This window comes from Pseudomonas sp. LBUM1668 (assembly GCF_059695715.1).
Genome location: NZ_CP166787.1, coordinates 1,583,266 through 1,604,733, shown reverse-complemented (window position 1 = coordinate 1,604,733; position 21,468 = coordinate 1,583,266). Strand labels below are relative to the sequence as shown.

Annotated in this window: 23 protein-coding genes; 12 read left to right on the top strand and 11 right to left on the bottom strand. The window is 60.2% G+C overall.

What is annotated here, in order from left to right; all coding sequences use genetic code 11:
- Window positions 1-65: 65 nt before the first annotated feature.
- The 6 genes from rluB to ACA061_RS07145 all read right to left on the bottom strand — a co-directional run bounded on the left by rluB (window position 66) and on the right by ACA061_RS07145 (window position 5,077).
- A complete protein-coding gene (gene rluB / locus ACA061_RS07170; protein ID WP_150594291.1) occupies window positions 66-1,283 on the bottom strand; it encodes a 23S rRNA pseudouridine(2605) synthase RluB in 1,218 nt (405 codons plus the stop codon).
- 154 nt (window positions 1,284-1,437) lie between these two features.
- On the bottom strand, window positions 1,438-1,629 hold the full coding sequence (locus tag ACA061_RS07165) for a DUF1289 domain-containing protein (protein WP_007919669.1): 192 nt from the start codon (window positions 1,627-1,629) through the stop codon (window positions 1,438-1,440).
- Between the two features lie 106 nt (window positions 1,630-1,735).
- Window positions 1,736-2,737: an SMC-Scp complex subunit ScpB gene (gene scpB, locus ACA061_RS07160; RefSeq protein ID WP_497300978.1), complete on the bottom strand. Its 1,002-nt coding sequence runs from the start codon at window positions 2,735-2,737 to the stop codon at window positions 1,736-1,738.
- A gap of 11 nt (window positions 2,738-2,748) precedes the next feature.
- Entirely contained in the window at window positions 2,749-3,570 is an 822-nt protein-coding gene (locus ACA061_RS07155) for a segregation and condensation protein A (protein ID WP_042558172.1), read from the bottom strand.
- Window positions 3,571-4,200, bottom strand: a complete 630-nt coding sequence (locus ACA061_RS07150) for an L-threonylcarbamoyladenylate synthase (RefSeq protein WP_041478985.1) — start codon at window positions 4,198-4,200, stop codon at window positions 3,571-3,573.
- A gap of 13 nt (window positions 4,201-4,213) precedes the next feature.
- Complete coding sequence (locus ACA061_RS07145; protein ID WP_497300976.1) at window positions 4,214-5,077, bottom strand: PHP domain-containing protein; 864 nt, start codon at window positions 5,075-5,077, stop codon at window positions 4,214-4,216.
- 87 nt (window positions 5,078-5,164) lie between these two features.
- On the opposite strand from ACA061_RS07145, the gene ACA061_RS07140 reads away from it, so the two are divergent.
- The 6 genes from ACA061_RS07140 (at window position 5,165) to ACA061_RS07115 (ending at window position 9,793) form a co-directional block, all read left to right on the top strand.
- Window positions 5,165-5,761: a septation protein A gene (locus ACA061_RS07140; protein WP_150594295.1), complete on the top strand. Its 597-nt coding sequence runs from the start codon at window positions 5,165-5,167 to the stop codon at window positions 5,759-5,761.
- 1 nt (window position 5,762) lies between these two features.
- A complete protein-coding gene (locus tag ACA061_RS07135) occupies window positions 5,763-6,062 on the top strand; it encodes a YciI family protein (protein WP_096512859.1) in 300 nt (99 codons plus the stop codon).
- Between the two features lie 474 nt (window positions 6,063-6,536).
- The gene (locus ACA061_RS07130; protein ID WP_150602963.1) at window positions 6,537-6,947 is read left to right on the top strand and encodes an SH3 domain-containing protein; all 411 of its coding nucleotides are present in this window, start codon (window positions 6,537-6,539) and stop codon (window positions 6,945-6,947) included.
- 7 nt (window positions 6,948-6,954) lie between these two features.
- Window positions 6,955-7,632 carry a response regulator transcription factor gene (locus tag ACA061_RS07125; RefSeq protein WP_497300973.1) on the top strand — a complete coding sequence of 226 codons (678 nt, stop codon included), beginning with the start codon at window positions 6,955-6,957 and terminating at the stop codon, window positions 7,630-7,632.
- 256 nt (window positions 7,633-7,888) lie between these two features.
- Window positions 7,889-8,338 carry a Spy/CpxP family protein refolding chaperone gene (locus ACA061_RS07120; RefSeq protein ID WP_497300971.1) on the top strand — a complete coding sequence of 150 codons (450 nt, stop codon included), beginning with the start codon at window positions 7,889-7,891 and terminating at the stop codon, window positions 8,336-8,338.
- A 114-nt stretch (window positions 8,339-8,452) separates the two neighbouring features.
- A complete protein-coding gene (locus ACA061_RS07115; RefSeq protein WP_497300969.1) occupies window positions 8,453-9,793 on the top strand; it encodes a sensor histidine kinase in 1,341 nt (446 codons plus the stop codon).
- A gap of 41 nt (window positions 9,794-9,834) precedes the next feature.
- On the opposite strand, the gene ACA061_RS07110 is transcribed toward ACA061_RS07115, so the two are convergent.
- Window positions 9,835-10,401 (bottom strand): nitroreductase family protein, encoded by a 567-nt coding sequence (locus ACA061_RS07110; RefSeq protein WP_210553716.1) that lies wholly within the window; start codon window positions 10,399-10,401, stop codon window positions 9,835-9,837.
- Window positions 10,402-10,522: 121 nt separating this feature from the next.
- Here ACA061_RS07110 and ACA061_RS07105 point away from each other — a divergent pair, with 121 nt between their 5' ends.
- Window positions 10,523-11,977 (top strand): TrkH family potassium uptake protein, encoded by a 1,455-nt coding sequence (locus ACA061_RS07105; protein WP_150602967.1) that lies wholly within the window; start codon window positions 10,523-10,525, stop codon window positions 11,975-11,977.
- Here ACA061_RS07105 and ACA061_RS07100 read toward each other — a convergent pair.
- Window positions 11,934-12,995 (bottom strand): AraC family transcriptional regulator, encoded by a 1,062-nt coding sequence (locus tag ACA061_RS07100; protein ID WP_210553717.1) that lies wholly within the window; start codon window positions 12,993-12,995, stop codon window positions 11,934-11,936. The genes ACA061_RS07105 and ACA061_RS07100 overlap by 44 nt on opposite strands.
- A 164-nt stretch (window positions 12,996-13,159) precedes the next feature.
- On the opposite strand from ACA061_RS07100, the gene ACA061_RS07095 reads away from it, so the two are divergent.
- Both ACA061_RS07095 and ACA061_RS07090 read left to right on the top strand, forming a co-directional pair.
- Window positions 13,160-13,471 (top strand): Mpo1-like protein, encoded by a 312-nt coding sequence (locus ACA061_RS07095; protein ID WP_150618569.1) that lies wholly within the window; start codon window positions 13,160-13,162, stop codon window positions 13,469-13,471.
- A gap of 26 nt (window positions 13,472-13,497) precedes the next feature.
- Window positions 13,498-14,088 carry an HD domain-containing protein gene (locus ACA061_RS07090; protein WP_150618568.1) on the top strand — a complete coding sequence of 197 codons (591 nt, stop codon included), beginning with the start codon at window positions 13,498-13,500 and terminating at the stop codon, window positions 14,086-14,088.
- An 85-nt stretch (window positions 14,089-14,173) separates the two neighbouring features.
- Here ACA061_RS07090 and ACA061_RS07085 read toward each other — a convergent pair whose 3' ends face one another.
- Window positions 14,174-14,989, bottom strand: coding sequence for a UDP-2,3-diacylglucosamine diphosphatase (locus ACA061_RS07085; RefSeq protein ID WP_150602970.1), 816 nt, complete (start codon window positions 14,987-14,989; stop codon window positions 14,174-14,176).
- 135 nt (window positions 14,990-15,124) lie between these two features.
- Between ACA061_RS07085 and ACA061_RS07080 the strand changes: the two genes are divergently transcribed.
- On the top strand, window positions 15,125-15,889 hold the full coding sequence (locus ACA061_RS07080) for an AraC family transcriptional regulator (protein ID WP_497300965.1): 765 nt from the start codon (window positions 15,125-15,127) through the stop codon (window positions 15,887-15,889).
- Between the two features lie 152 nt (window positions 15,890-16,041).
- On the top strand, window positions 16,042-16,935 hold the full coding sequence (locus ACA061_RS07075; protein ID WP_497300963.1) for a DMT family transporter: 894 nt from the start codon (window positions 16,042-16,044) through the stop codon (window positions 16,933-16,935).
- On the opposite strand, the gene ACA061_RS07070 is transcribed toward ACA061_RS07075, so the two are convergent.
- Window positions 16,929-17,216 carry an Rdx family protein gene (locus ACA061_RS07070; protein WP_210700870.1) on the bottom strand — a complete coding sequence of 96 codons (288 nt, stop codon included), beginning with the start codon at window positions 17,214-17,216 and terminating at the stop codon, window positions 16,929-16,931. The genes ACA061_RS07075 and ACA061_RS07070 overlap by 7 nt on opposite strands.
- Before the next feature lie 71 nt (window positions 17,217-17,287).
- On the opposite strand from ACA061_RS07070, the gene ACA061_RS07065 reads away from it, so the two are divergent.
- Window positions 17,288-19,477 (top strand): patatin-like phospholipase family protein, encoded by a 2,190-nt coding sequence (locus ACA061_RS07065; protein ID WP_497300961.1) that lies wholly within the window; start codon window positions 17,288-17,290, stop codon window positions 19,475-19,477.
- Between the two features lie 183 nt (window positions 19,478-19,660).
- Here the strand turns inward: ACA061_RS07065 and ACA061_RS07060 are convergent, their stop codons facing one another.
- On the bottom strand, window positions 19,661-21,451 hold the full coding sequence (locus ACA061_RS07060) for a motility hub landmark protein FimV (protein WP_497300959.1): 1,791 nt from the start codon (window positions 21,449-21,451) through the stop codon (window positions 19,661-19,663).
- Window positions 21,452-21,468 lie beyond the last annotated feature (17 nt).

Genomic DNA, 21,468 nt, shown 5'->3' with positions numbered 1-21,468 from the left:
CGCCAACCCTGCGGTTGGCGTTTCTGCTTCAGCTTGAAGCTTGTCGCTAGAAGCTCACAGCTGCCTTATTCCGGTTTCTTGCGACCGAAACCCGGACGCTGGCCGGAACCTGCCGGTGCGCCGCGACGCTTGCCCGATGGCTTGTCGTCGGCCAGTTTGATCCCCGGACGCTTCGGTGCAGGCTTGGCCGGACGCTTGTTGGTGGTGTCCGCTGGACGATCCGCCACTGGCGTGCCACGACCGGCAGGTGCACCACGTTCGCCACGCTCGGTGCGACCGTTGGCCGGACGCGGAGCGCGCTCGCCGTCACGGGCAACCGGCTTGCGGGCCGGACGCTCGCCTTCGATGTGCGGCTCGCGCGATGGACGCGGGCCGGTCGGAGCGCCAGCGGCTGGACGCAGCGTACGCACGCGCTCGGTCTTGCCCATCGGGCGCGACGATTTGCGCTGCAAACGCTCAAGCTTGTCTTTGCTCTTGGCGTTCAGTTGCGGCATCGCAACCGGTGTCAGACCCACTTCAGCACTCAGAATGTCGACTTCGTACTGGCTCATTTCGCGCCAGCGGCCCATCGGCAGATCGGAGTTGAGGAACACCGGACCGAAACGCACGCGCTTCAGACGGCTGACCACCAGGCCCTGGGATTCCCACAGACGACGAACCTCACGGTTACGACCTTCCATCACCACGCAGTGATACCAGTGGTTGAAGCCTTCGCCACCCGGCGCCTGCTTGATGTCGGTGAACCTGGCCGGACCGTCTTCCAGCACCACGCCTGCCTTCAGACGTTCGATCATTTCGTCATCGACTTCACCGCGTACACGTACGGCGTACTCGCGGTCCATCTCGTAGGACGGGTGCATCAGACGGTTGGCCAGCTCACCATCAGTGGTGAACATCAGCAAACCGGTGGTGTTGATGTCGAGACGACCGATGTTGATCCAGCGCCCTTCTTTCGGACGCGGCAGCTTGTCGAACACGGTCGGACGTCCTTCCGGGTCGTCACGGGTGCAGATCTCGCCATCGGGTTTGTTGTACATGATCACGCGGCGCACCGATTCGGCAGCTTCTTCACGCTTGATCACTTTGCCATCAATGGTGATGGCGTCGAGAATGTCGACGCGCAGACCGAGGGTGGCGTCTTTGCCATTGACCTTGATCCGGCCCTGGGTGATCCAGGCTTCCACGTCACGGCGCGAGCCGACGCCGATACGGGCGAGGACTTTCTGCAGTTTTTCGCCTGCTGGGCCGATTTCCTGGTCGTCTTTCTGATTGATGTCACTCATCTGGGCACCTCCCGGTGTGGTCTGTTCAGCCGTCCTGAGCTGGGCGTCTGAAGCATAAAAATCTGGGTTCTTCACCGAAGGGATCGGCGAAGGGTCGCGAATCATACGCGGATGTGCGGCATCGCGCATCAGAGACTAGTCGATCAGGCCAAGGTTATTTCTTTTTCCGCCGACCGGCGCCACCGAGTTTGATCAGGCGCAACGCGGCTTCGGCCAGTACGGTGCGCTTGTCGTCCTTGTCGAGTTTCTTCCAGGCCTTGATTTCGCGCTTGCTGCGCCCACAACCGAGGCAGATGTCGTCGGTGAATTTGCAGAGGCTGATGCAGGGGTCTTTGGTTGAGCTCATCAGGGCACCTTTGAAAGATCAAAAGATCGCAGCCTTCGGCAGCTCCTACATTGGAATGCGTAACCCTGTAGGAGCTGCCGCAGGCTGCGATCTTTTCAGCTTCACCTCAGTCCTCGAACTCGCGGCGTTCGGCTTCGATGGCTTCGGCCAGGGCACGGGCTTCGGCTTCTTCTTCGCTGAGTTCCGGTTCGGGTTCTGGCGCGGACTGTTCCAGAGCCGCCACGGCAGCGAGCAGTTTTTCCCGTGCTTCGGCTACTCCCAGAATGTCCTCTTCAGGTTCGGCTTGCGGCTCTTCTTCTAGTTCAACTTCAATCGTCGGCTCGGCGATCTCGGGCTTGATCTCGGGCTCGATCTGGGTTTCTGCTTCGGTCGACGGCGTTTCGACATCGGCGCCATCACGCAACAAATCGTCGAAGTCGGTCTTGATCCCCTCCTCCATGCTGTCCAGCTCCAGCAACAGCGTATGGAAACTGGTCTCCTCTTTCTCTTCCTCTGGCTCGGCGCTGGCGTCGGCCAGTTCCTGCAAGCCTTGCGGCACCGGGGCATCGTCGAAATCGAGGATCGGGTCGGCTTCCATCTCGCGCAATTCGGCCAGCGGTGGCAGATCTTCCAGATTTTTCAGGTTGAAGTGATCGAGAAAACCCTTGGTAGTGGCGAACATCGCCGGTTTGCCGGGCACATCGCGGTAGCCGACGACGCGGATCCATTCGCGTTCGAGCAGGGTTTTGACGATGTTGCTGTTGACCGCCACGCCCCGTACATCTTCGATCTCGCCACGGGTGATCGGCTGGCGATAGGCGATCAGCGCGATGGTTTCCAGCAAGGCCCGGGAATAACGCTGCGGCCGCTCTTCCCACAGGCGCCCGACCCACGGCGAAAACTTCTCGCGGATCTGCAAGCGATAGCCGGACGAGACCTCTTTGAGCTCGAACGCCCGGCCCTCGCAGGACTTGCCCAACAGGGTCAGGGCTTTCTTGAAGACTGCCGGTTCAGGTCGTTCGCCTTCTTCGAACAGTTCAAAAAGGCGCTCAAGGGATTGCGGCTTTCCCGAGGCCAACAGAAAGGCTTCAAGCAGGGGCGCCAGCTCGCGGGGTTCAGTCAGGTTCATGTTTCGACTCGTTATTCGGCTCGGGCTCGCACGTGGATCGCGGCGAACGGCTCATTCTGCACCAGCTCGACCAAGGATTCCTTGACCAGTTCAAGGATCGCCATAAAGGTCACCACCACACCCAGGCGACCTTCTTCGGCGGTAAACAGCTCGACGAACGGCACAAAACCGCCGCCCTTGAGCCGCTCCAGCACATCGCTCATGCGTTCGCGGGTGGACAGCGCTTCACGGCTGACCTGATGGCTTTCAAACATGTCGCCACGGCGCAGCACTTCGGCCATGCACATCAAAATCTCTTCCAGCGCCACGTCGGGCAACAGCTTGCGCGCCCGGGCTTCGGGGGCGTCGAGCTTGGGCACGACCACATCACGGCCAACCCGGCTCAAGCCGTCGATGCCTTCAGCAGCAGCCTTGAAACGCTCGTACTCCTGCAGGCGACGGATCAGTTCGGCGCGCGGGTCGTCCTCTTCCGCCTCGACGGTTTCGGCCCGTGGCAGAAGCATGCGCGATTTGATCTCGGCGAGCATCGCGGCCATCACCAGATACTCGGCGGCCAGCTCCAGACGCACCGACTGCATCAACTCGACGTAGCCCATGTACTGGCGAGTGATTTCCGCCACCGGGATGTCTAGGATGTTGATGTTCTGTTTGCGGATCAGGTACAGCAGCAGGTCGAGCGGGCCTTCAAAGGCCTCAAGAAAGACTTCCAGCGCATCCGGCGGAATGTACAGGTCCAGCGGCATTTCCATGACCGCCTGGCCATAGACCATGGCGAACGGCAGCTCCTGCTGCGCGCCGGCCTGGGGATCGGCAACGGTTTCCACTGCGGACATTCAGGCCTCGACCATGAACGGGGTCGGATCGCCACAACCGACGCGGACCACTTCAGGGTCGTCGCCGGTCAGGTCGATCACGGTGGAGGCCTTGATGCCGCCAAAACCGCCGTCGATGATCAGGTCCACTTGATGCTCAAGCAATTGACGCATTTCGTATGGATCGGTCAGTGGATCTTCATCACCGGGCATGATCAGCGTCACGCTCATCAGCGGCTCGCCGAGCTCGGCCAGCAGCGCCAGGGCGATCGGATGGCTGGGAACGCGCAGACCAATGGTGCGCTTCTTCGGGTGCAGTAACAGGCGCGGCACTTCACGGGTGGCGTTGAGAATGAAGGTGTACGGCCCTGGCAAATGCGCCTTGAGAATGCGGAAAGTGCCGGTGTCGATCTTGGCGTAGTTGCCCAGTTGCGACAGGTCGCTGCAGATCAGCGCGAAATTGTGCTTTTCGTCGAGCTGACGCAGGCGTCGAACGCGCTCAATGGCCGTCTTGTCGCCGATTTGGCAACCAATGGCGTAAGAAGAGTCCGTTGGATAAATCACCACCCCGCCCTTGCGGATGATCTCGACCGCCTGTTTGATCAGGCGCGCTTGCGGGTTTTCCGGATGTATCTGGAAAAATTGACTCACGTTCTCTACCTGTTCAGACGGCGGCAATAACTGTGTCATGTTTGAACCGACACCACAGGGGTGGAAGGTCCTCCGGAACCGGCCGGTACTGGCCGATCTCGGACCAACCTCCAGGGCCATGAAAATCACTGCCGGCGCTGACCAGCAGACCGAACTCACGGGCAAGGATTGCCAGGCTGCCCACCTGTTCCGCGGGCTGATGGCCATTGACCACCTCGATTGCATGCCCGCCTGCTTGAATATAGTCGGCAATCAGCTTTCGGCGTTTGCTGCGGGTGAAATCGTAGTGCCACGGATGCGCCAGGCTGACCCAGGCACCAGCAGCGCGCAGTGTGCCAACGGTGTCTTCAAGCGTTGGCCAGTGCTGCTTGACGTCGCCCAGCTTGCCGGCGCCGAGCCACTTGCGGAAGGCCTCCGCGCGATCCTTTACAAAACCTTCACGCACCATCCAGTCGGCGAAATGCGGACGGGCCGGGGCGTTGCCGCTGTCGCCCAGTTCCTGCTGGATCTGCCTTGCGCCGTCGAGGGCACCGGGCATGCCCTTGAGGGCGAGCTTGCGGCTTATTTCTTCCGACCGCAGCCAACGGCCATCGTGCAATTTGGCAATCGCGTCGACCAACGGCGCGGCGTTGACGTCGAAACCGTAACCCAACACATGAATGGTCGCCCCGCCCCATGTGCAGGACAACTCGACGCCGTTGACCAGTTGCATCCCCAGTTCGGTCGCGGCCGTGCGCGCTTCGGCAAGGCCTTCGAGGGTGTCGTGGTCGGTCAGGGCCAGGACTCGCACGCCGTTCTCGAACGCACGCGCAACCAGAACCGCAGGCGCCAGGGCGCCATCGGAGGCCGTGCTATGGCAGTGCAAATCAACATTCACGGGGAGTTGTAACCTCAAATCAGCGGGCGCTATCGCGCGCCCATATGTTTGTTATTATGCCGCCACATCCAGCTTCTGGCTCTCACTGTGAAACAATTCATCGATTTCATCCCGCTTTTGCTGTTCTTCATCGTTTACAAACTTGATCCACGGGTCGTCGACATCGCTGGCCATGAAGTGACTGTAGGCGGTATTTACAGCGCCACCGCGATGCTGATCATCAGCTCCCTGGTGGTCTACGGCGCGCTTTTCATCCAACAGCGCAAGCTGGAAAAGAGCCAATGGCTGACCCTGATCGCCTGCCTCGTGTTCGGCAGCCTGACGCTGGCGTTCCACAGCGAGACCTTCCTGAAATGGAAAGCCCCGGTGGTCAACTGGCTGTTCGCCGTCGCCTTCATCGGCAGCCACTTCATCGGTGACCGCCTGCTGATCAAACGCATCATGGGCCACGCGCTGACCCTGCCGGATCCGGTCTGGACCCGCCTGAACATCGCCTGGATCGCCTTTTTCCTGTTCTGCGGGGCCGCCAACCTGTTCGTCGCCTTTACCTTCCAGAGCATCTGGGTGGACTTCAAGGTGTTCGGCAGCCTGGGCATGACCGTGCTGTTCCTGGTCGCACAGGGCATTTACCTGTCCCGTCACCTGCATGACGCCGATACCACAACACCAAAAACCGAGGACTGACATGCTCTACGCCATCATTGCCACCGACGTCGCCAATTCACTGGAAGCTCGCCTGGCCGCGCGCCCTGCGCATCTGGAACGCCTGCAAGTGCTCAAGGGCGAGGGCCGCATCGTATTGGCCGGCCCGCACCCGGCCGTCGACAGCAATGATCCAGGCGCAGCGGGTTTCACCGGCAGCCTGATCGTCGCCGAGTTCGACTCCCTGAGCGCCGCACAAGCCTGGGCAGATGCCGATCCGTACATCGCGGCAGGCGTTTATGCCAACGTGGTCGTGAAGCCGTTCAAGCAAGTCCTGCCTTAACGCTGAGTCAGGCCCTTACAGGATTGCTGTGACAAAGGGGATTCCTGTGGCAAGGGAGACCTCTGTTGCAAAGGGGATTCCTTTGGCAAGGGAGAGCCCTGTTGCAAAGGGGATTCCTGTGGTGAGGGGATTTATCCCCGATGGGTGGCGAAGCCGCCCCAAAAGCCATTCGATGCGGTGTGCCTGACACACCGCATACTCCTTTTTCAGGACTGCTTCGCAGCCCATCGGGAATAAATCCCCTCGCCACAAAGTCACCTGCACCATCAATTCCCTTGCACCACAAAGTCACCTGCCCCCCCCCCCCCAAGTCCCTTGTCCTGCCAAGCCCCCTGCATCACAAAATCACCAGCACCAAAAACACGTCTGCTCCGGCGCAATGAACCTTCCTGGTTCCTGCAGCTCTCAATCGCTCATTATTCTCGTTTGCCTGCCGACAACCTGCCCAATATCCATTTGGAAACAGGTGTCGCGATGCGCAAGGGTCCGTTGTGTCTGATGTTGGTCACGTTGTCGATCATGGCGCCCGCCCATGGTGATGAAACCACCGAAGGCGGCAGCTCCACGCCATTGTCATTAAGTGCCGGCAGCCAGATCACCGAGTTGCAACAGCGCCTCAAAACAAGCGAGCAGCAGCGGGAAGAACTGAGCAAACAACTGCAAAATGCCGACAACCAACGTGAAAGCGCTCAGCTCGCCCGGTTGCGCCAAGAGAACCAGCGCCTCAAGCTGCAACTCAAGGAAGCCCAGGCCAGCCCGCTGCCGCGCTTGTTGACCGATCAGCAGCAGTGGTTCGTCACTGGCGCCGGAGTAGCGCTATTGGCGCTGCTCTGCGGTATCTTTGCCAGTGGCGCAAGCCGAAAACGTCGGCAATGGTTAAATTGAGTGAGTCATGAGCGAGCTGTTAATTATTGATGATGACCAGGAGCTGTGTGAGCTCCTGAGCAGTTGGCTGAGCCAGGAAGGCTTCCAGGTACGTGCCTGCCACGATGGCCAGAGCGCCCGCAAGGCCTTGGCCGAAGCGGCCCCGGCGGCAGTGGTGCTGGACGTGATGCTGCCCGATGGCAGCGGTCTGGAACTGCTCAAGCAATTGCGCAACGATCACGCCGATATGCCGGTGTTGATGCTCTCGGCCCGTGGCGAACCGCTGGACCGCATCCTCGGTCTGGAACTGGGTGCTGACGACTACCTGGCAAAACCGTGTGATCCGCGTGAGCTGACCGCTCGCCTGCGCGCCGTACTGCGCCGCAGCCACCCGGCCGCCGTGTCGACGCAGCTTGAGCTGGGCGACTTGAGTTTCAGCCCGGTGCGCGGCGTGGTCAGCATCGACGAGAAAGAACTGACCCTCACCGTTTCCGAAAGCCGTCTGCTCGAAGCGTTGCTCAAGCAACCCGGCGAGCCGCTGGACAAACAGGAACTGGCGCAGATCGCCCTCGGCCGCAAGCTGACCCTGTACGACCGCAGCCTCGACATGCACGTCAGCAACCTGCGCAAAAAAATCGGCCCGCACCCCGACGGGCGCCCGCGCATCGTTGCCCTGCGCAGCCGCGGTTACTTCTACTGCCTCTGACCTCCACAAACGAGGATGCTCGATAAAACGACGTCCCCTGTAGGAGCTGCCGAAGGCTGCGATCTTTTGATCTTGTTTGTGAAAAGCAAAATCAAAAGATCGCAGCCTTCGGCAGCTCCTACACAGGGGGATGTTTGTAAGGTTGATGACAAATCGTGTTTACCCAAGCTTTACATAGCGCTGACCGCCGCTGACCTTGATCTGCGTAATCTGAACTCATCCGGAACGTACCGGGAACGAGACAAGGAGATACACCATGCGCAAGACTCTTATCGCTCTGATGTTCGCTGCCGCTCTGCCAACCGTCGCCATGGCCATGCCGCAAGACGGCGGTCCGATGGATGGCCCGCTCGACGGCCCACGCCACGGCGGTCAGATGCACGGCATGCACGGCAAAGGCCCGTACAGCCAACTCGACCTGTCCCGCGAACAACGCGAGCAGATCCGCAAGATCATGGGCGAGCAGATGCACGAGCGTAAGCAAGTGGTCGACAAGTACCTGGAAAAACTCTCGCCGGCTGACCAGAAAGCCATGAAGGACGAGGTGGCGGCCAATCACAAGAAAGCCGAGGCCGATGTCCGCGCCGTGCTGAAACCGGATCAACAGAAGAAATTCGACGAGATTCAGAAGAAAAAGGCCGAGCGTCGCGCCGAATGGGCTGAGTTCAAGGCGTGGAAAGCGCAACAGCCGCAAAAAGCGCAATAATGTTTTAACCACAGGCCCGACGGCTAACACCGTCGGGCCTGTTCACATCCGCCCCCTGCAGGAGCTGCGGCACGCTGCGCCTACAGGGGTTACGCGTTTGATTGAGGATTTTCTGTGCGGTCATTGTTCTGGCGTATTCTCGCAAGCTTCTGGCTGGCCATTGCTCTGGTTGCCGGGCTGTCCATTCTGTTGGGGCACATGCTCAATCAGGACGCGTGGATCCTCAGTCGCCATCCGGGCCTCAACACCCTCGCGGCTGAGTGGACGCAGAGCTACGAAGCACAAGGCGAAGAAGCCGCTCAGGACATCCTCCAACAACGCAAACGCCAGTACCACATCGACGTTCAAGTGCTGAACGAAAGCGGTGACCCGGTGGTGCGCGGTACCTTTCCCCGTCGCGCCGCAGCCTTCGAAGCCCGCCAGAACAACGATGACCGACGCCTGCCTTGGCGGCGCCTGACCGATGAGTTCACCAGTGAAAAAACCGGTGATACCTACCTGTTCATCTACCGCATCCCACACCCCGAACTCGACTCCTGGCACCGCGAAAGCCTGCTCTGGCCATTGAGTGCGCTGGGCATTGCGCTGGTGGTACTGACCCTGTTCAGCTTGCTGGTAACTTTCTCCATCACCCGTCCGCTCAGCCGTTTGCGCGGCGCGGTGCATGATCTGGGGCAGGCTACTTATCAGCAGAACAGCCTGGCCAAACTGGCCAACCGCCGCGATGAGTTCGGCGTGCTCGCCAACGACTTCAACCGCATGGGTGCGCGCCTGCAAAGCCTGATCGGCAGTCAGCGTCAGTTGTTGCGCGACGTCTCTCATGAACTGCGTTCACCGCTGGCGCGGCTGCGAATTGCCTTGGCACTGGCAGAACGGGCCAACCCTGAAGAACGCGAAAAACTCTGGCCACGACTAACTCGCGAATGCGATCGCCTGGAAGCGCTGATCAGTGAAATTCTGGTGCTGGCACGGGTCGATGCCGACAACGCCAGCGCTGAAGACGTGGATTTGAATACGTTGCTGAGCGCCCTGCAAAAGGATGCGCAGTTGGCATCGCCGGAACAGACCGTACGATTGGATATCGAGCCGCAGCTGAGTCTGAAAGGCTGGCCGACCATGATCGAGCGCGCCGTGGACAACCTGCTACGCAATGCGCAGCGCTTCAATCCGCAGGGTCAGGCGATTGAAATGCAGGCCTCGCGTCAGGGTGAGCGGATTGTGGTCAGTGTGCGCGATCATGGCCCGGGGGTTCAGGCCGAACACCTGAGTCAGTTGGGTGAGCCGTTTTATCGAGCGCCGGGGCAGACGGCGGCGGGTCATGGGCTGGGCCTGGCGATTGCAAGGCGTGCGGCGGAGCGGCATGGCGGAAGTCTGGTGCTGGCCAATCATCCTGACGGCGGGTTTGTGGCCAGTATGGAATTGCCGCTGGTGCCGGGGGCTGTCGTCCAGCCCTGATTAAAACCTGTAGGAGTGAGCCTGCTCGCGATCGCGGTGTGTCAGGAACTGGCAGGCCAAGCGCTGACAAACTCGGCCAGATCAACCTTCTCCGCCACCCGCGGCTCTTTCTGCGGTGTACCGAGGTACAGGAACGCAATCACCTCCTCGCCCTCTACCAACCCCAAGCCTTTCGCTACATGCTGCGAATACGCCAGATCACCGGTGCGCCAGACTGCACCAATCCCCTGCGCATACGCCGCCAGCAAAATCCCGTGAGCCGCACACCCGGCTGCCAGCAACTGCTCGGCCTTCGGGTACTTGACGTGTTCCTGCAGTTTGGCGATCACCACAACCACCAGCGGCGCACGCAGCGGGCCGTTGCGCGCCTTGTCGATCATGGCTTCGGTGATTTCGCCTTCCTGCTTTTGCGCAGCTTCAGCCAACAGTTCGCCCATCTGCTCGCGCGCAGCGCCTTCGACGGTCAAAAAGCGATACGGCTGCAAGTGCCCGTGATCCGGCGCACGTAACGCGGCGGCAAACAGGGCTTCGCGCTGCTGCGCGGTGGGGGCCGGTTCGACCAGTCGTGGAACGGAAACACGGTTGAGCAAAGCGTCGAGAGCCTGCATCGGCCACCTCCTGAAAAAAATATGCGGCTATTCTAGCGGTATCTGCCAAAAGGATGCCGGTTTACATGCCCTGCCCCACGGGTAGAATGGCGCCCTTCCCCTATCAGCCCGAGCAGACTTCATGGCGTTGCCGACCTTACGGATCATTGGTTTCATCATCGGCATCTTCCTGATCACTCTGGCAATTGCCATGGTCGTGCCGATGGCCACCCTGGTGATTTTCGACCGCACCGGCGATCTGCCGTCGTTCCTCTGGGCGAGCATGATCACCTTCGTTGCCGGCCTCGCACTGGTGATTCCGGGCCGCCCTGAACACATTCACCTGCGCCCGCGTGACATGTACCTGCTGACCGTCAGCAGTTGGCTGGTGGTGTGTATTTTTGCCGCGCTGCCGTTCCTGCTGACTCAGCACATCAGCTACACCGACTCGTTTTTTGAAAGCATGTCCGGCATTACCGCGACCGGCGCTACCGTGCTTAACGGCCTCGACAACATGTCCCCGGGGATTCTGATGTGGCGTTCGCTGCTGCACTGGATAGGCGGCATCGGCTTTATCGGCATGGCGGTCGCGATTCTGCCGCTGCTGCGAATCGGTGGCATGCGCCTGTTCCAGACCGAATCGTCGGATCGCTCGGAAAAGGTCATGCCCCGCTCGCACATGGTGGCGCGGCTGATCGTGGGGGCGTATGTCGGCATCACCATCCTCGGCAGCCTGGCGTTCTGGTGGGCCGGGATGAGTCTGTTCGACGCTATCAATCATGCGATGTCGGCTATTTCCACGGGGGGATTCTCGACCTCCGACCAATCCCTGGCCAAGTGGACGCAACCGGCGGTGCACTGGGTGGCGATCGTCATCATGATTCTCGGCAGCCTGCCGTTCACCCTGTACGTGGCGACGATGCGCGGCAATCGCCAAGCGTTGATCAAGGATCAGCAGGTGCAGGGCATGCTGGCGATGTTGCTGGTGACCTGGCTGGTGCTCGGCACCTGGTACTGGTGGACGACCCAACTGCATTGGCTGGATGCGCTGCGCCATGTGGCGCTGAACGTGACGTCAGTGCTGACCACCACCGGTTTTGCCCTCGGCGACTACAGCCTGTGGGGCAACTTCTCGTTGATGTTGTTCTTCTATCTGGGTTTTGTCGGCGGCTGCTCCGGGTCGACGGCGGGCGGGATCAAGATCTTCCGCTTCCAGGTCGCCTACATCCTGCTCAAGGCCAACCTTAATCAGCTGATCCATCCCCGTGCGGTGATCAAGCAGAAGTACAACGGTCACCGGCTCGACGAAGAGATCGTGCGTTCGATTCTGACGTTTTCGTTCTTCTTCGCCATCACCATCTGCGTGATCGCCCTGCTCCTGTCGCTGCTGGGCGTGGACTGGATGACCGCGCTGACCGGCGCCGCCAGCACCGTGTCCGGCGTTGGCCCCGGCCTTGGCGAGACCATTGGCCCGGCGGGCAACTTCGCCACCCTGCCGGATGCCGCGAAGTGGATCCTGTCGGCCGGCATGCTGCTCGGCCGACTGGAAATCATTACGGTGTTTGTACTGTGTATACCGGCCTTTTGGCGTCACTGACGGCGTTGGGCGCCTTGGCCAACCGCGCCCGGTAATCACCGGGCGTGCTGTCGAACCAGCGACGGAAGGCACGAAAGAAGTTGCTCGGATCGGCAAAGCCCAACAGATAGGCGATTTCCAGCAGGGTCATGCTCGGCTGCGCCAGGTACTGTTCGGCCAGTTCGCGGCGGGTGTCATCGAGCAACTGCTGAAAACTCGTGCCCTCCTCCTGCAGCCTTCGTTGCAGCGTGCGTTGCGACAGGTGCAGAGTCTGCGCCACCGTATCGCGCTTGGGCTCACCCTGAGGCAATAACCGACACAGCACCTGCCGCGCCTTGTGGGTCACGCGGCTTTCGGAAAACCGCGCCAGGTACTCTCCCGCAAAGCGATCGTGCAGCAGCGCCATGGCCTCGTTGGCGGTGGGCAGCGGCGCCTCCATGTCAGCGCGTTCGAAGATCAGCGCATCGTAAGGCGCGCTGAACACCAGCGGCGCATGGAAAGCGTGTTTGTAGGGTTGCAGATCAGCCGGCTCATCGCCCTGCAGCAACACCTTGACCGGATGCAGCGTGCGCCCGCTCAGCCAGCCGCACAGGGCGAGCGCGCAGGCCAGCGACGCTTCGGCGCTTTGCCGGGTGGGCGGCAGATGATCGCCGTGCACCGTCAGAATCAGCGCGTAGCCTTCATCCAGCAGACGAAAACTCAGGTCGGCGCTTTCGGCGATGATTCGTTGATAGCGCACCAGCCGTTGAAAGCCTTCGACTAGGGTATTACTGGACATCAGCGCGTAACCGGCGACATGAAACGACGCCGGGCGCACCACTTTGCCCATGTTCAGACCGATGGCCGGATTGCCTGACACCTCCACCGCCCGTTGCCAGAGCCGGGTCATGGAGTCTTGCGGGAAACGCGCATCCGGATCATCCAGGGCCGAGTAATCAAGCCCCAGTTGCTTGAACAGAACCCGGCAATCCAGGCCGTCCATCTCCAATGCTTTGACAATCCCCATCGCCCAGCTTGCAGAAGTCGTTCGTTCGCTCATGGTGTTTTTCTTTTACATGAGGGGCCGCATGCTACGGCCTGATTTGCGAAGGATACTAAAGTGGCGCCGATTGTCACTGGCCCACACCAATGTTCACTCTAGACTCAAATAAGCTACCCGCAGCACAACTCGTCGCCAGAACAATAACCACAGAGAACGCAGTCGTGGAAAACATCAAACAATTCAACAGCTTCGCTGAGTTCTATCCGTATTACCTCAGCGAGCACAGCAACAGCACCTGCCGTCGCCTGCATTTCATTGGCACGACCCTGGTTATTTTCATTCTCGCGCTGACCATCGCCAAAGGCGCGTGGCTGCTGTTGTTGGCCCTGCCGCTGGCGGGTTACAGCTTCGCGTGGGCGGGGCATTTCTTCTTTGAAAAGAACCGACCGGCGACGTTCCAGCATCCGCTTTATAGCCTGCTGGGCGACTTCGTCATGTACCGCGACATGATTCTGGGTCGCGTGGCGTTCTAAAAAACAAGCAACAACGAGGATTGCCAATGAACGCCAGTGCCCGCTTCACCCATATGCAGGATGGCACCCAGGAAGACTGGGCGATTATCGCCGCAGACTTCAGCGCCTACGCCAAGCAGTTGCCAGCACGCATTACCACCCACCTGAAATTACTCGAAGGTGATTTCGGCGGTTTCCCGGTGGATCGCCTGACCCACTCGCTGCAAACCGCCACCCGCGCCTTTCGCGATGGCCGTGACGAGGAATATGTGGTTTGCGCCCTGCTGCACGATATTGGCGATACGTTAGGCTCGTACAACCATCCGGACATTGCGGCGGCGATTCTCAAGCCGTTCGTCAGTGCCGAGAACCTGTGGATGGTCGAGAAACACGGGGTGTTTCAGGGTTACTACTTCTTTCATCATCTGGGCATGGATCGGCATCTGCGCGAGCAGTTCAAGGAGCACCCGCAGTTTCAGGCGACCGCCGAGTTTTGCGCCAAATACGATGCGGCGGCGTTTGATCCGGAGTACGACACGCTGCCGTTGAGCTTCTTTGAGCCGATGATGGAGCGTTTGTTTGCCCAGCCGAAGAATTCGATCTACAAGGCGGCGATGGAAGAACACACCACGGCCTAAGATCAAAAGATCGCAGCCTTCGGCAGCTCCTACATTGGAATGTGTCCCCCTGTAGGAGCTGCCGAAGGCTGCGATCTTTTGCTTTTCAGGCGAGTTCGGCAACTTTGGCAGCCTTGAGCTGCGCCTCCCGCGCCTGCGCATCCGCCAGTCGATACAATTCGATCGTGCCGTCCCAATGCTCGATCAGCGCCGTGCACGACTCCACCCAATCGCCGCAGTTAAGGTAATCCACCTCGCCGACCTTGCGAATTTCGGCATGGTGAATGTGCCCGCACACCACACCGTGCAACTCGCGCTTCACACATTCATGGGCAATGGCTTCTTCAAAATCACTGATAAAGCTCACCGCCGTCTTCACCTTGTGCTTCAGGTACGCCGACAACGACCAGTAACCGTAGCCATATCGCGCGCGCCAGTGGTTCAACCAGCGATTGAGCGTCAGGGTAATTTCGTAGGCCGAGTCGCCGAGGAAGGCCAGCCAGCGGTGATAGCGGGTGATCACATCAAACTGGTCACCGTGTATCACCAGCAAATGGCGACCGTCCGCCGTGACGTGCACGGCCTCGTCGACCAACTGGATATTGCCCAGAATCAGCTTCGAGTAACGCCGCAGGAATTCATCGTGATTGCCGGTGACGTAGATCACCTCGGTGCCGCGCTTGCTCATGGTCAGCAAGCGGCGGATCACGTTGGTGTGTGCCTGCGGCCAGTACATGCCGCCGCGCAGTTTCCAGCCGTCGATGATGTCGCCGACCAGATAAACCTTGTCGGCGTGATAGCCCTTGAGAAATTGCGACAGATGCTCGGCCTGGCAATCCCGCGTGCCCAGGTGCACGTCGGAAATCCACAAGGTTCGCACCCGTTGTTTGCGGCTGGGTCTGGCGAGCTCGGCGCTGGTCATGGGCAACCCTCTGCGATGTTTTCGCAAGAGTGCACCGGCCGGGTTAATCGACCATGACAAGCGTGAGTCAGTCCTGTGACAACGTACTCAAGGGGCGCCGGTGTAGACTGTCGGTCACTTCGGAGACGACCTGCCATGCGACCGATCCTCACCCTGCGTCATTACACTCACGACCTGATCGTCCATAGCCACGACCATGCACAACTGGTGTTCGGCTTGTCCGGCGCGCTGGATTTCGAGGTCGAGGGCTGTGGCAGTCAGGTGCGTCAGCAGAGTTTCGTGGTGATTCCATCCGGCGCTCATCACGCTTGCGGCAGTCCGCAAGGCAGCCATTGTCTGGTGCTGGATATCCCCGACGGGCAATGGCTGACGGACTCTCTCGGTGCCCATGCCGAGGCCAGCCGTCGTTTGCTCGACAACCCTGCGCGCCTGTCGCTGAATTCCGGGCAAAGCCAGTTGGTCAGTTGGCTGGCGAACAACCCGGTCAGCGATCCGCTGATTGCACAGCAAGGCGCGGTGTTGCTGCTGGCCAGCCTCAATCATGCGCAACCTGCCGAACTCAACGCCCGGCGCCTGCCTTACGCGGCGCTGGATGCGCACATCGAGCAACATGCTGCTCACCCGTTGCAAGTCGCCGATCTGGCGCGGGTCGCCGGGTTGTCCAGTGCGCGTCTGCATGCACGTTTCATGGCCGAATGCGGACAGACGCCGATGGATTACATCCGCAGTCGGCGCCTGCACAAGGCTGTGACCCTGCTGCGTGAGACTGTGCTGCCGATTGGCGAAATCGGCAGTCGGGTCGGCTACAGCTCGCAAAGTGCATTTGCGGCCGCGGTGCTGCGCGAATTTGGCGCATCGCCGGGCCAGTTGCGGCGCGAGGCTGGCGACAAAGGACGATAGTTTGCCGACAGATTTATGGGCTTCTTCACGTTTCAATATGTAGGAGCTGCCGAAGGCTGCGATCTTTTGATCTTGATCGGAAAAACAAAATCAACAGATCGCAGCCTTCGGCAGCTCCTACATTGAAACTGGGTTTGAATAGAAGGATTGCGATGACTCCGCGTACCGCCCTCGGCGCCCTGCATATCGGCGCTTTGATGTTCGGCCTGACCGGCGTGTTCGGCAAACTCGCCGCTGCCTCCCCTGCCGTGATTGTGTTTGGACGTGCCGCTTTCGCCGTCATCGCGCTGGCATTTTTTGCCCGATTCGCCAGCCAGCACGGCTGGCAGAAACTTCAGGCCGTGGACTGGCGGCGTCTCGTGCTCAGCGGTGTATTGCTGGCCGGGCACTGGGTAAGTTTTTTCTTTTCGGTAAAGGTCGCGGGTGTAGCCATCGCGACGCTTGGCTTTGCCAGTTTCCCCGCGTTCACGGTGATTCTCGAAGGGCTGATCTTTCGCGAGCGCATCCGCGCCAATGAGATTCTGCTGGTGGTGCTGGTAAGCGTCGGTCTGGTGCTGGTAACGCCCGCGTTCGATCTCGGCAGCGGCGCGACCATAGGCTTGCTTTGGTCGGTGTTGTCCGGGCTGCTGTTTTCCTTGTTGTCGCTGACCAACCGCGCCAGCTCCGGACGAATCCCGGCAGTGCAGGCGGCGCTCTGTCAAAACGTCGTGGTGGCTTTGTGTCTGCTGCCGGTGGCGGCGCCGCAACTGAGCGAAGTGCGCGCGCTGGACTGGTTGTGGATCGCCCTGCTCGGCGTGTTCTGCACCGGCGTCGCGCACAGTCTGTTCGTTGCCAGTCTGGCAGTGATCAAGGCACGCACCGCCGCTGTGGTGTTCGCCATGGAACCGGTTTACGGCATCACGATCGCCTGGCTACTCTTCGATGAGAACCCGACCTTACGCATGCTGCTCGGCGGTGCGCTGATCATCGTCGCCATCGTGGTGTCTGCGCGAATGTCAGGCAATGCCGACAAAAAAACCGTCGCCGCCGAAGCCGCGTCTCACTGAGGGCGGTCGTTATGACCGAGGTCGCGGTCAGGATCGATCTGATCGCGCACCCGCTGCTTCAACACCTTGGCTTCCGGAAAGCCGCCATCAGCCTTGCGCTCCCAGATCTGTACGCCATCACACGTGATGTGAAACACCCCGCCGGTGCCCGGCACCAGTGACACTTTGCCGAGGTCGTCGCCGAAGGTGCTGAGCAGCTCCTGCGCCAGCCACGCAGCGCGCAGCAGCCACTGGCATTGGGTGCAATAGGTGATGACAACTTCTGCTTTTGCGACAGTCATGTTCAATGAAACTCCGGAGACAGAGGGCGCCGCTATAATACTCGGCTTTATCGCTTGCCCCGAGACTCACAATGCGCCGTCTGCTGTTCTGCCTGCTGCTTGGTTTTCTTCCATTGTTCGTGATTGCCAGCGAAACGCCGCGACCGAAAGTCGGCCTCGTGCTGTCCGGCGGCGCTGCTCGTGGTCTGGCGCACATCGGCGTGCTCAAGGCGCTGGAAGAGCAAGGCGTCAAGATCGACGCGATTGCCGGCACCAGCATGGGCGCGGTGGTCGGCGGCCTGTATGCGTCGGGCTACAAGATTGATGAACTGGAAAAACTCGCCCTTGGCATCGACTGGCAGCAAGCGTTGTCCGATGCGCCGCCCCGGGAAGACGTGCCGTTTCGGCGCAAACAGGATGACCGCGACTTTCTGGTGAAACAGAAACTCAGCTTTCGCGACGACGGCAGCCTCGGCCTGCCATTGGGCGTGATTCAGGGGCAGAATCTGGCACTGATGCTGGAAAGCTTGCTGGCTCACACCAGCGACACGCGAGACTTCGACAAGCTGCCCATCCCCTTCCGTGCCGTGGCCACCGACATCGCCAACGGCGAAAAAGTGGTGTTTCGCAAGGGCCATCTGCCCCAGGTAATTCGCGCCAGCATGTCGATCCCGGCGGTGTTCGCGCCGGTCGAACTCGACGGCCGCCTGTTGGTGGACGGCGGCATGACCGACAACATTCCGCTCGATGTCGCGCGGCAAATGGGTGTCGACATCGCCATCGTGGTCGACATCGGTACGCCGCTACGCAGCCGTAAGCAACTGAACACCGTGGTCGATGTGCTGAACCAGTCGATCACCCTGATGACCCGGCGCAACTCGGAAGAACAACTGGCCGCGCTGAAACCGACGGACGTATTGATCCAGCCGGCGCTGGCAAGCTTCGGCGTGACTGATTTCGGCCGCGCCCAGGAAATGATCGATGCGGGTTATCGCGCAACCCGAATCCTTGATGCGCGCCTCGCCAGTCTCAAGCCAGCCGAGTCCCAGGACGCCGAACTCAATGCCGCTCGCGCGCCGGGGCAACGCACGCCGATCATCACCGCGATCAAGGTCGAGAACGATTCGAAAGTCGACGACGACGTGATCCGCTATTACATTCGCCAACACATCGGCGAGCCGCTGGATCTGGGTCGATTGCATTCGGACATGGGCACCTTGTACGGCCTCGACTACTTCGAACAGGTGCAGTACCGCGTGGCGCACAAGGGGCAGGATCACACCCTGGTCATCAGTGCCCGCGGCAAACGCAGTGGCACCGATTACCTGAGGGTCGGCCTGAACCTGTCAGACGACATGCGCGGCAGCAGCGCTTTCAATCTCGGTGCCAGTTACCGCAAAAACGGCATCAATCGTCTCGGCGCGGAATGGCTGACGCGGGTGCAGATTGGCGACAAGCAGGAACTGTACAGCGAGTTCTATCAGCCGCTGGACGTTGGCTCGCGCTACTTCATCGCGCCGTCGGTGGTGTTCGAGGCGCAAAACGTCGATGCGGTGCTCGACAATGATCCGGTCGCCCAGTACCGCGTCGAGCGTTACGGCATGGCCCTGAATGTCGGCCGGCAAATCGGCAACAACGGCGAAGTGCGCTTCGGCGTCGGTGAGGCCTGGGGCAAGGCCGATGTGCGTATTGGCGACCAGGATCTGCCCAGCGAGAATTTCAACGAAGGCTTCTATTCGCTGAAGTATTCCTACGATTCACTGGACAACGTCTACTACCCCCATGAAGGAAAGGACGTCAGCCTGACATTCCTGCAATTCGACCCAAGCCTGGGCTCGGATACGCGTTATCGGCAGTGGGAATTCAAATTCGATAAAGCCATGAGCCGCGGACCGGACACATTGATTCTGGGCGGTCGCTATGGCCGTACCCTCGACGACACCAATGTGGTGACGTCGAGCTTCCTGCTCGGTGGCGCGCGGCAGCTGTCGGGGTTTCGCGAGGATGCTATTTCCGGGCAGAACATCAGTCTGATGCGGGCGGTGTATTACCGCCGGCTGACACCGCGCTCGTATCTGCCGCTGGACTTCCCGCTGTACGCCGGCGGATCGCTGGAACGTGGGCGAGCGTGGAACAACGACAACGAGTTCGACAGTGGTTACATCAATGCGGCGAGTGTGTTTATTGGCTTCGATACACCGCTGGGGCCGTTGAATTTCAGTTACGGGCTCAATGACGCGAATGAGCAGGCGGTGTATTTGAATCTTGGGCAGACATTCTGATCAAGATTGAGGATGGACGTTGCCTGGACTATTGCCATCGCGGGCAAGCCCGCTCCCACAGGTTTCAGCGTTGCTGACAAAACCCTGTAGGAGCTGTCGAGTGAAACGAGGCTGCGATCTTTTGATCCTGCTTTTTACAATCAAGATCAAAAGATCGCAGCCTGCGGCAGCTCCTACAAGGGATCAGCGGATCCCTGCCAGAAGGGTCCGCGCGGTTTGCTTTAATGGCTCATCCCCGTCCTTGAGCAACTCATTGAGCAACGCAATCGCGCTGTCGATGTCTCCGTCATCGATGCAGGTCTGCGCCTGTTCGAGCTTCCCCGCCCCCGCCTCGTCTGGCGCTGGCATCTGTAAATCCAACGGCTCCAACGCCAGCGACGGCAGCGGATCGGTGAATGCTTCAAGGAAGTCATCGTCCAGCGGCTGCGCCTCAGGCTCCGGGATCCATTCAAGCTCCGCGTCTTCACTGGCCGCGGTCTCCGGCAGGTCAAAGTCCTGCGGCAACACTTCCAAACTGGAAGAGTAGCTGGAGTCATCTGTTGCGGACTGAGCCTGTGCCGGACGGCTATCTTCCAGATCCCAACTGGAGTCCATCGACAACGCATCCAGATTCAACTCGAAATTGTCCTCGGGCAACGCGGGGGCGGTGACGATGACCGGAGCAATGCCTATCGCCGCTGATGAAACTGCCGCCAACGGCGCGGTGCCCAACAGCTTCGGATGCCGAGCGCGGATATCCTGCAAGGCTTGTGCATCAACCCCCTGCTCACGCAAATGACTTTCCTGCTGCTCGAACGCGGCACTATCGCCCTGACGCCCCAGCACTTCGAGTAGCTGCAAACCAAGATCAGTGCGCTCCGGCTCTTTGTGCAGCGCATCGCGCAACAGTCCAACGGCTTCGCCGAGGCGCCCATAGGCCAGGTAAATCGCCACGGCTTCCAGCACATCACCCGCCGCTGGCTCTTCACGGTGATCGGCGGAGGCCTGCGTCCTGACCGGTTCGGCCGTTTCTTGCGAGGAATCGGTTTCGTCCACATCGGGCTCATTGCGCGCCGGCAACAACGGCAGCGGTGCATCGCCCTGCTGCTGTTGCTGGCGTCGACGGTGCACGAGCAACCCGGCCAATGCCCCCAGCAACAGCAAGCCACCGAGCAATGGCCAATTCCAACCGTCCTCTGCGGACTCGATTGGCGCAGCGGCAGTTATCGGTGTTGGCGCCGGTGTCGCTGCGGGCGCGGGCGGTGCCTTTTGCTGCTCGATCAAGCGTGTTTGCAGATCACTGACCTGCTTCCTGCCGTCGGCAATCTGCACATCCTGCGCCTGCAGTCTGGCGTTCAGCTCATCAAGGGACTTTTGCAACTGCTGGTTCTGCAACACGCTGGCGGCCAGTTGTTCGGCCAGTGCATCGTTGGATGGCGTCGATGCAGTTTGAGGCGCGGCAGGCATGACGCGTTTGCCCTGTGCTGCCTGTGGTGGCGCGCTCACGGGTTCGACGGTGGGGAATGCAGAGGATTGCGCGCGCGGGTCTGGCTCATCGGTAGCCGGGACGATACCCGGTGAGCCCGGCGGATCGATCAGCACCGTGTATTCGCGCAGCAAGCGGCCATTGGGCTGATTGAGCTGCACCAGAAAATTCAGAAAAGGTTCGTTGACCGGTTTGCTGGAGGTCACCCGGATCATCTGGCGATTGCCATGCAGGATCGGTGTGAACTTGAGGTCGTTGAGGAAAAACACCCGCTCGACCCCGGCACGGCCAAACTCTTCAGCCGTGGCCAGGCTCACCGACAGATCGTTCTGCGTCAGCGTGCCAACATCAAGCAGAGCGATATCGGCCTTGAGCGGTTGATTGAGGGCTGAATGAACCGAGATCTCGCCCAGCCCCAAAGCCATCGACAAGGTCGAATAGCCGAATGCGCCAGCGACCAATAATCCCTTGGCGTAAACGCGCAGTACCATGTGCCAACTTGCGAGCATGAGCATCCCTTAAATAA

Excerpts from the sequence above, each read along its gene's own strand:
- rluB (WP_150594291.1), bottom strand. The coding sequence starts at position 1,283 with ATGAGTGACATCAATCAGAAAGACGACCAGGAAATCGGCCCAGCAGGC.
- ACA061_RS07165 (WP_007919669.1), bottom strand. The coding sequence starts at position 1,629 with ATGAGCTCAACCAAAGACCCCTGCATCAGCCTCTGCAAATTCACCGAC.
- scpB (WP_497300978.1), bottom strand. The coding sequence starts at position 2,737 with ATGAACCTGACTGAACCCCGCGAGCTGGCGCCCCTGCTTGAAGCCTTT.
- ACA061_RS07155 (WP_042558172.1), bottom strand. The coding sequence starts at position 3,570 with ATGTCCGCAGTGGAAACCGTTGCCGATCCCCAGGCCGGCGCGCAGCAG.
- ACA061_RS07135 (WP_096512859.1), top strand. The coding sequence starts at position 5,763 with ATGCTCTACGCCATCATTGCCACCGACGTCGCCAATTCACTGGAAGCT.
- ACA061_RS07130 (WP_150602963.1), top strand. The coding sequence starts at position 6,537 with ATGCGCAAGGGTCCGTTGTGTCTGATGTTGGTCACGTTGTCGATCATG.
- ACA061_RS07125 (WP_497300973.1), top strand. The coding sequence starts at position 6,955 with ATGAGCGAGCTGTTAATTATTGATGATGACCAGGAGCTGTGTGAGCTC.
- ACA061_RS07120 (WP_497300971.1), top strand. The coding sequence starts at position 7,889 with ATGCGCAAGACTCTTATCGCTCTGATGTTCGCTGCCGCTCTGCCAACC.
- ACA061_RS07110 (WP_210553716.1), bottom strand. The coding sequence starts at position 10,401 with ATGCAGGCTCTCGACGCTTTGCTCAACCGTGTTTCCGTTCCACGACTG.
- ACA061_RS07105 (WP_150602967.1), top strand. The coding sequence starts at position 10,523 with ATGGCGTTGCCGACCTTACGGATCATTGGTTTCATCATCGGCATCTTC.
- ACA061_RS07100 (WP_210553717.1), bottom strand. The coding sequence starts at position 12,995 with ATGAGCGAACGAACGACTTCTGCAAGCTGGGCGATGGGGATTGTCAAA.
- ACA061_RS07090 (WP_150618568.1), top strand. The coding sequence starts at position 13,498 with ATGAACGCCAGTGCCCGCTTCACCCATATGCAGGATGGCACCCAGGAA.
- ACA061_RS07085 (WP_150602970.1), bottom strand. The coding sequence starts at position 14,989 with ATGACCAGCGCCGAGCTCGCCAGACCCAGCCGCAAACAACGGGTGCGA.
- ACA061_RS07080 (WP_497300965.1), top strand. The coding sequence starts at position 15,125 with ATGCGACCGATCCTCACCCTGCGTCATTACACTCACGACCTGATCGTC.
- ACA061_RS07075 (WP_497300963.1), top strand. The coding sequence starts at position 16,042 with ATGACTCCGCGTACCGCCCTCGGCGCCCTGCATATCGGCGCTTTGATG.
- ACA061_RS07070 (WP_210700870.1), bottom strand. The coding sequence starts at position 17,216 with ATGACTGTCGCAAAAGCAGAAGTTGTCATCACCTATTGCACCCAATGC.
- ACA061_RS07065 (WP_497300961.1), top strand. The coding sequence starts at position 17,288 with ATGCGCCGTCTGCTGTTCTGCCTGCTGCTTGGTTTTCTTCCATTGTTC.
- ACA061_RS07060 (WP_497300959.1), bottom strand. The coding sequence starts at position 21,451 with ATGCTCGCAAGTTGGCACATGGTACTGCGCGTTTACGCCAAGGGATTA.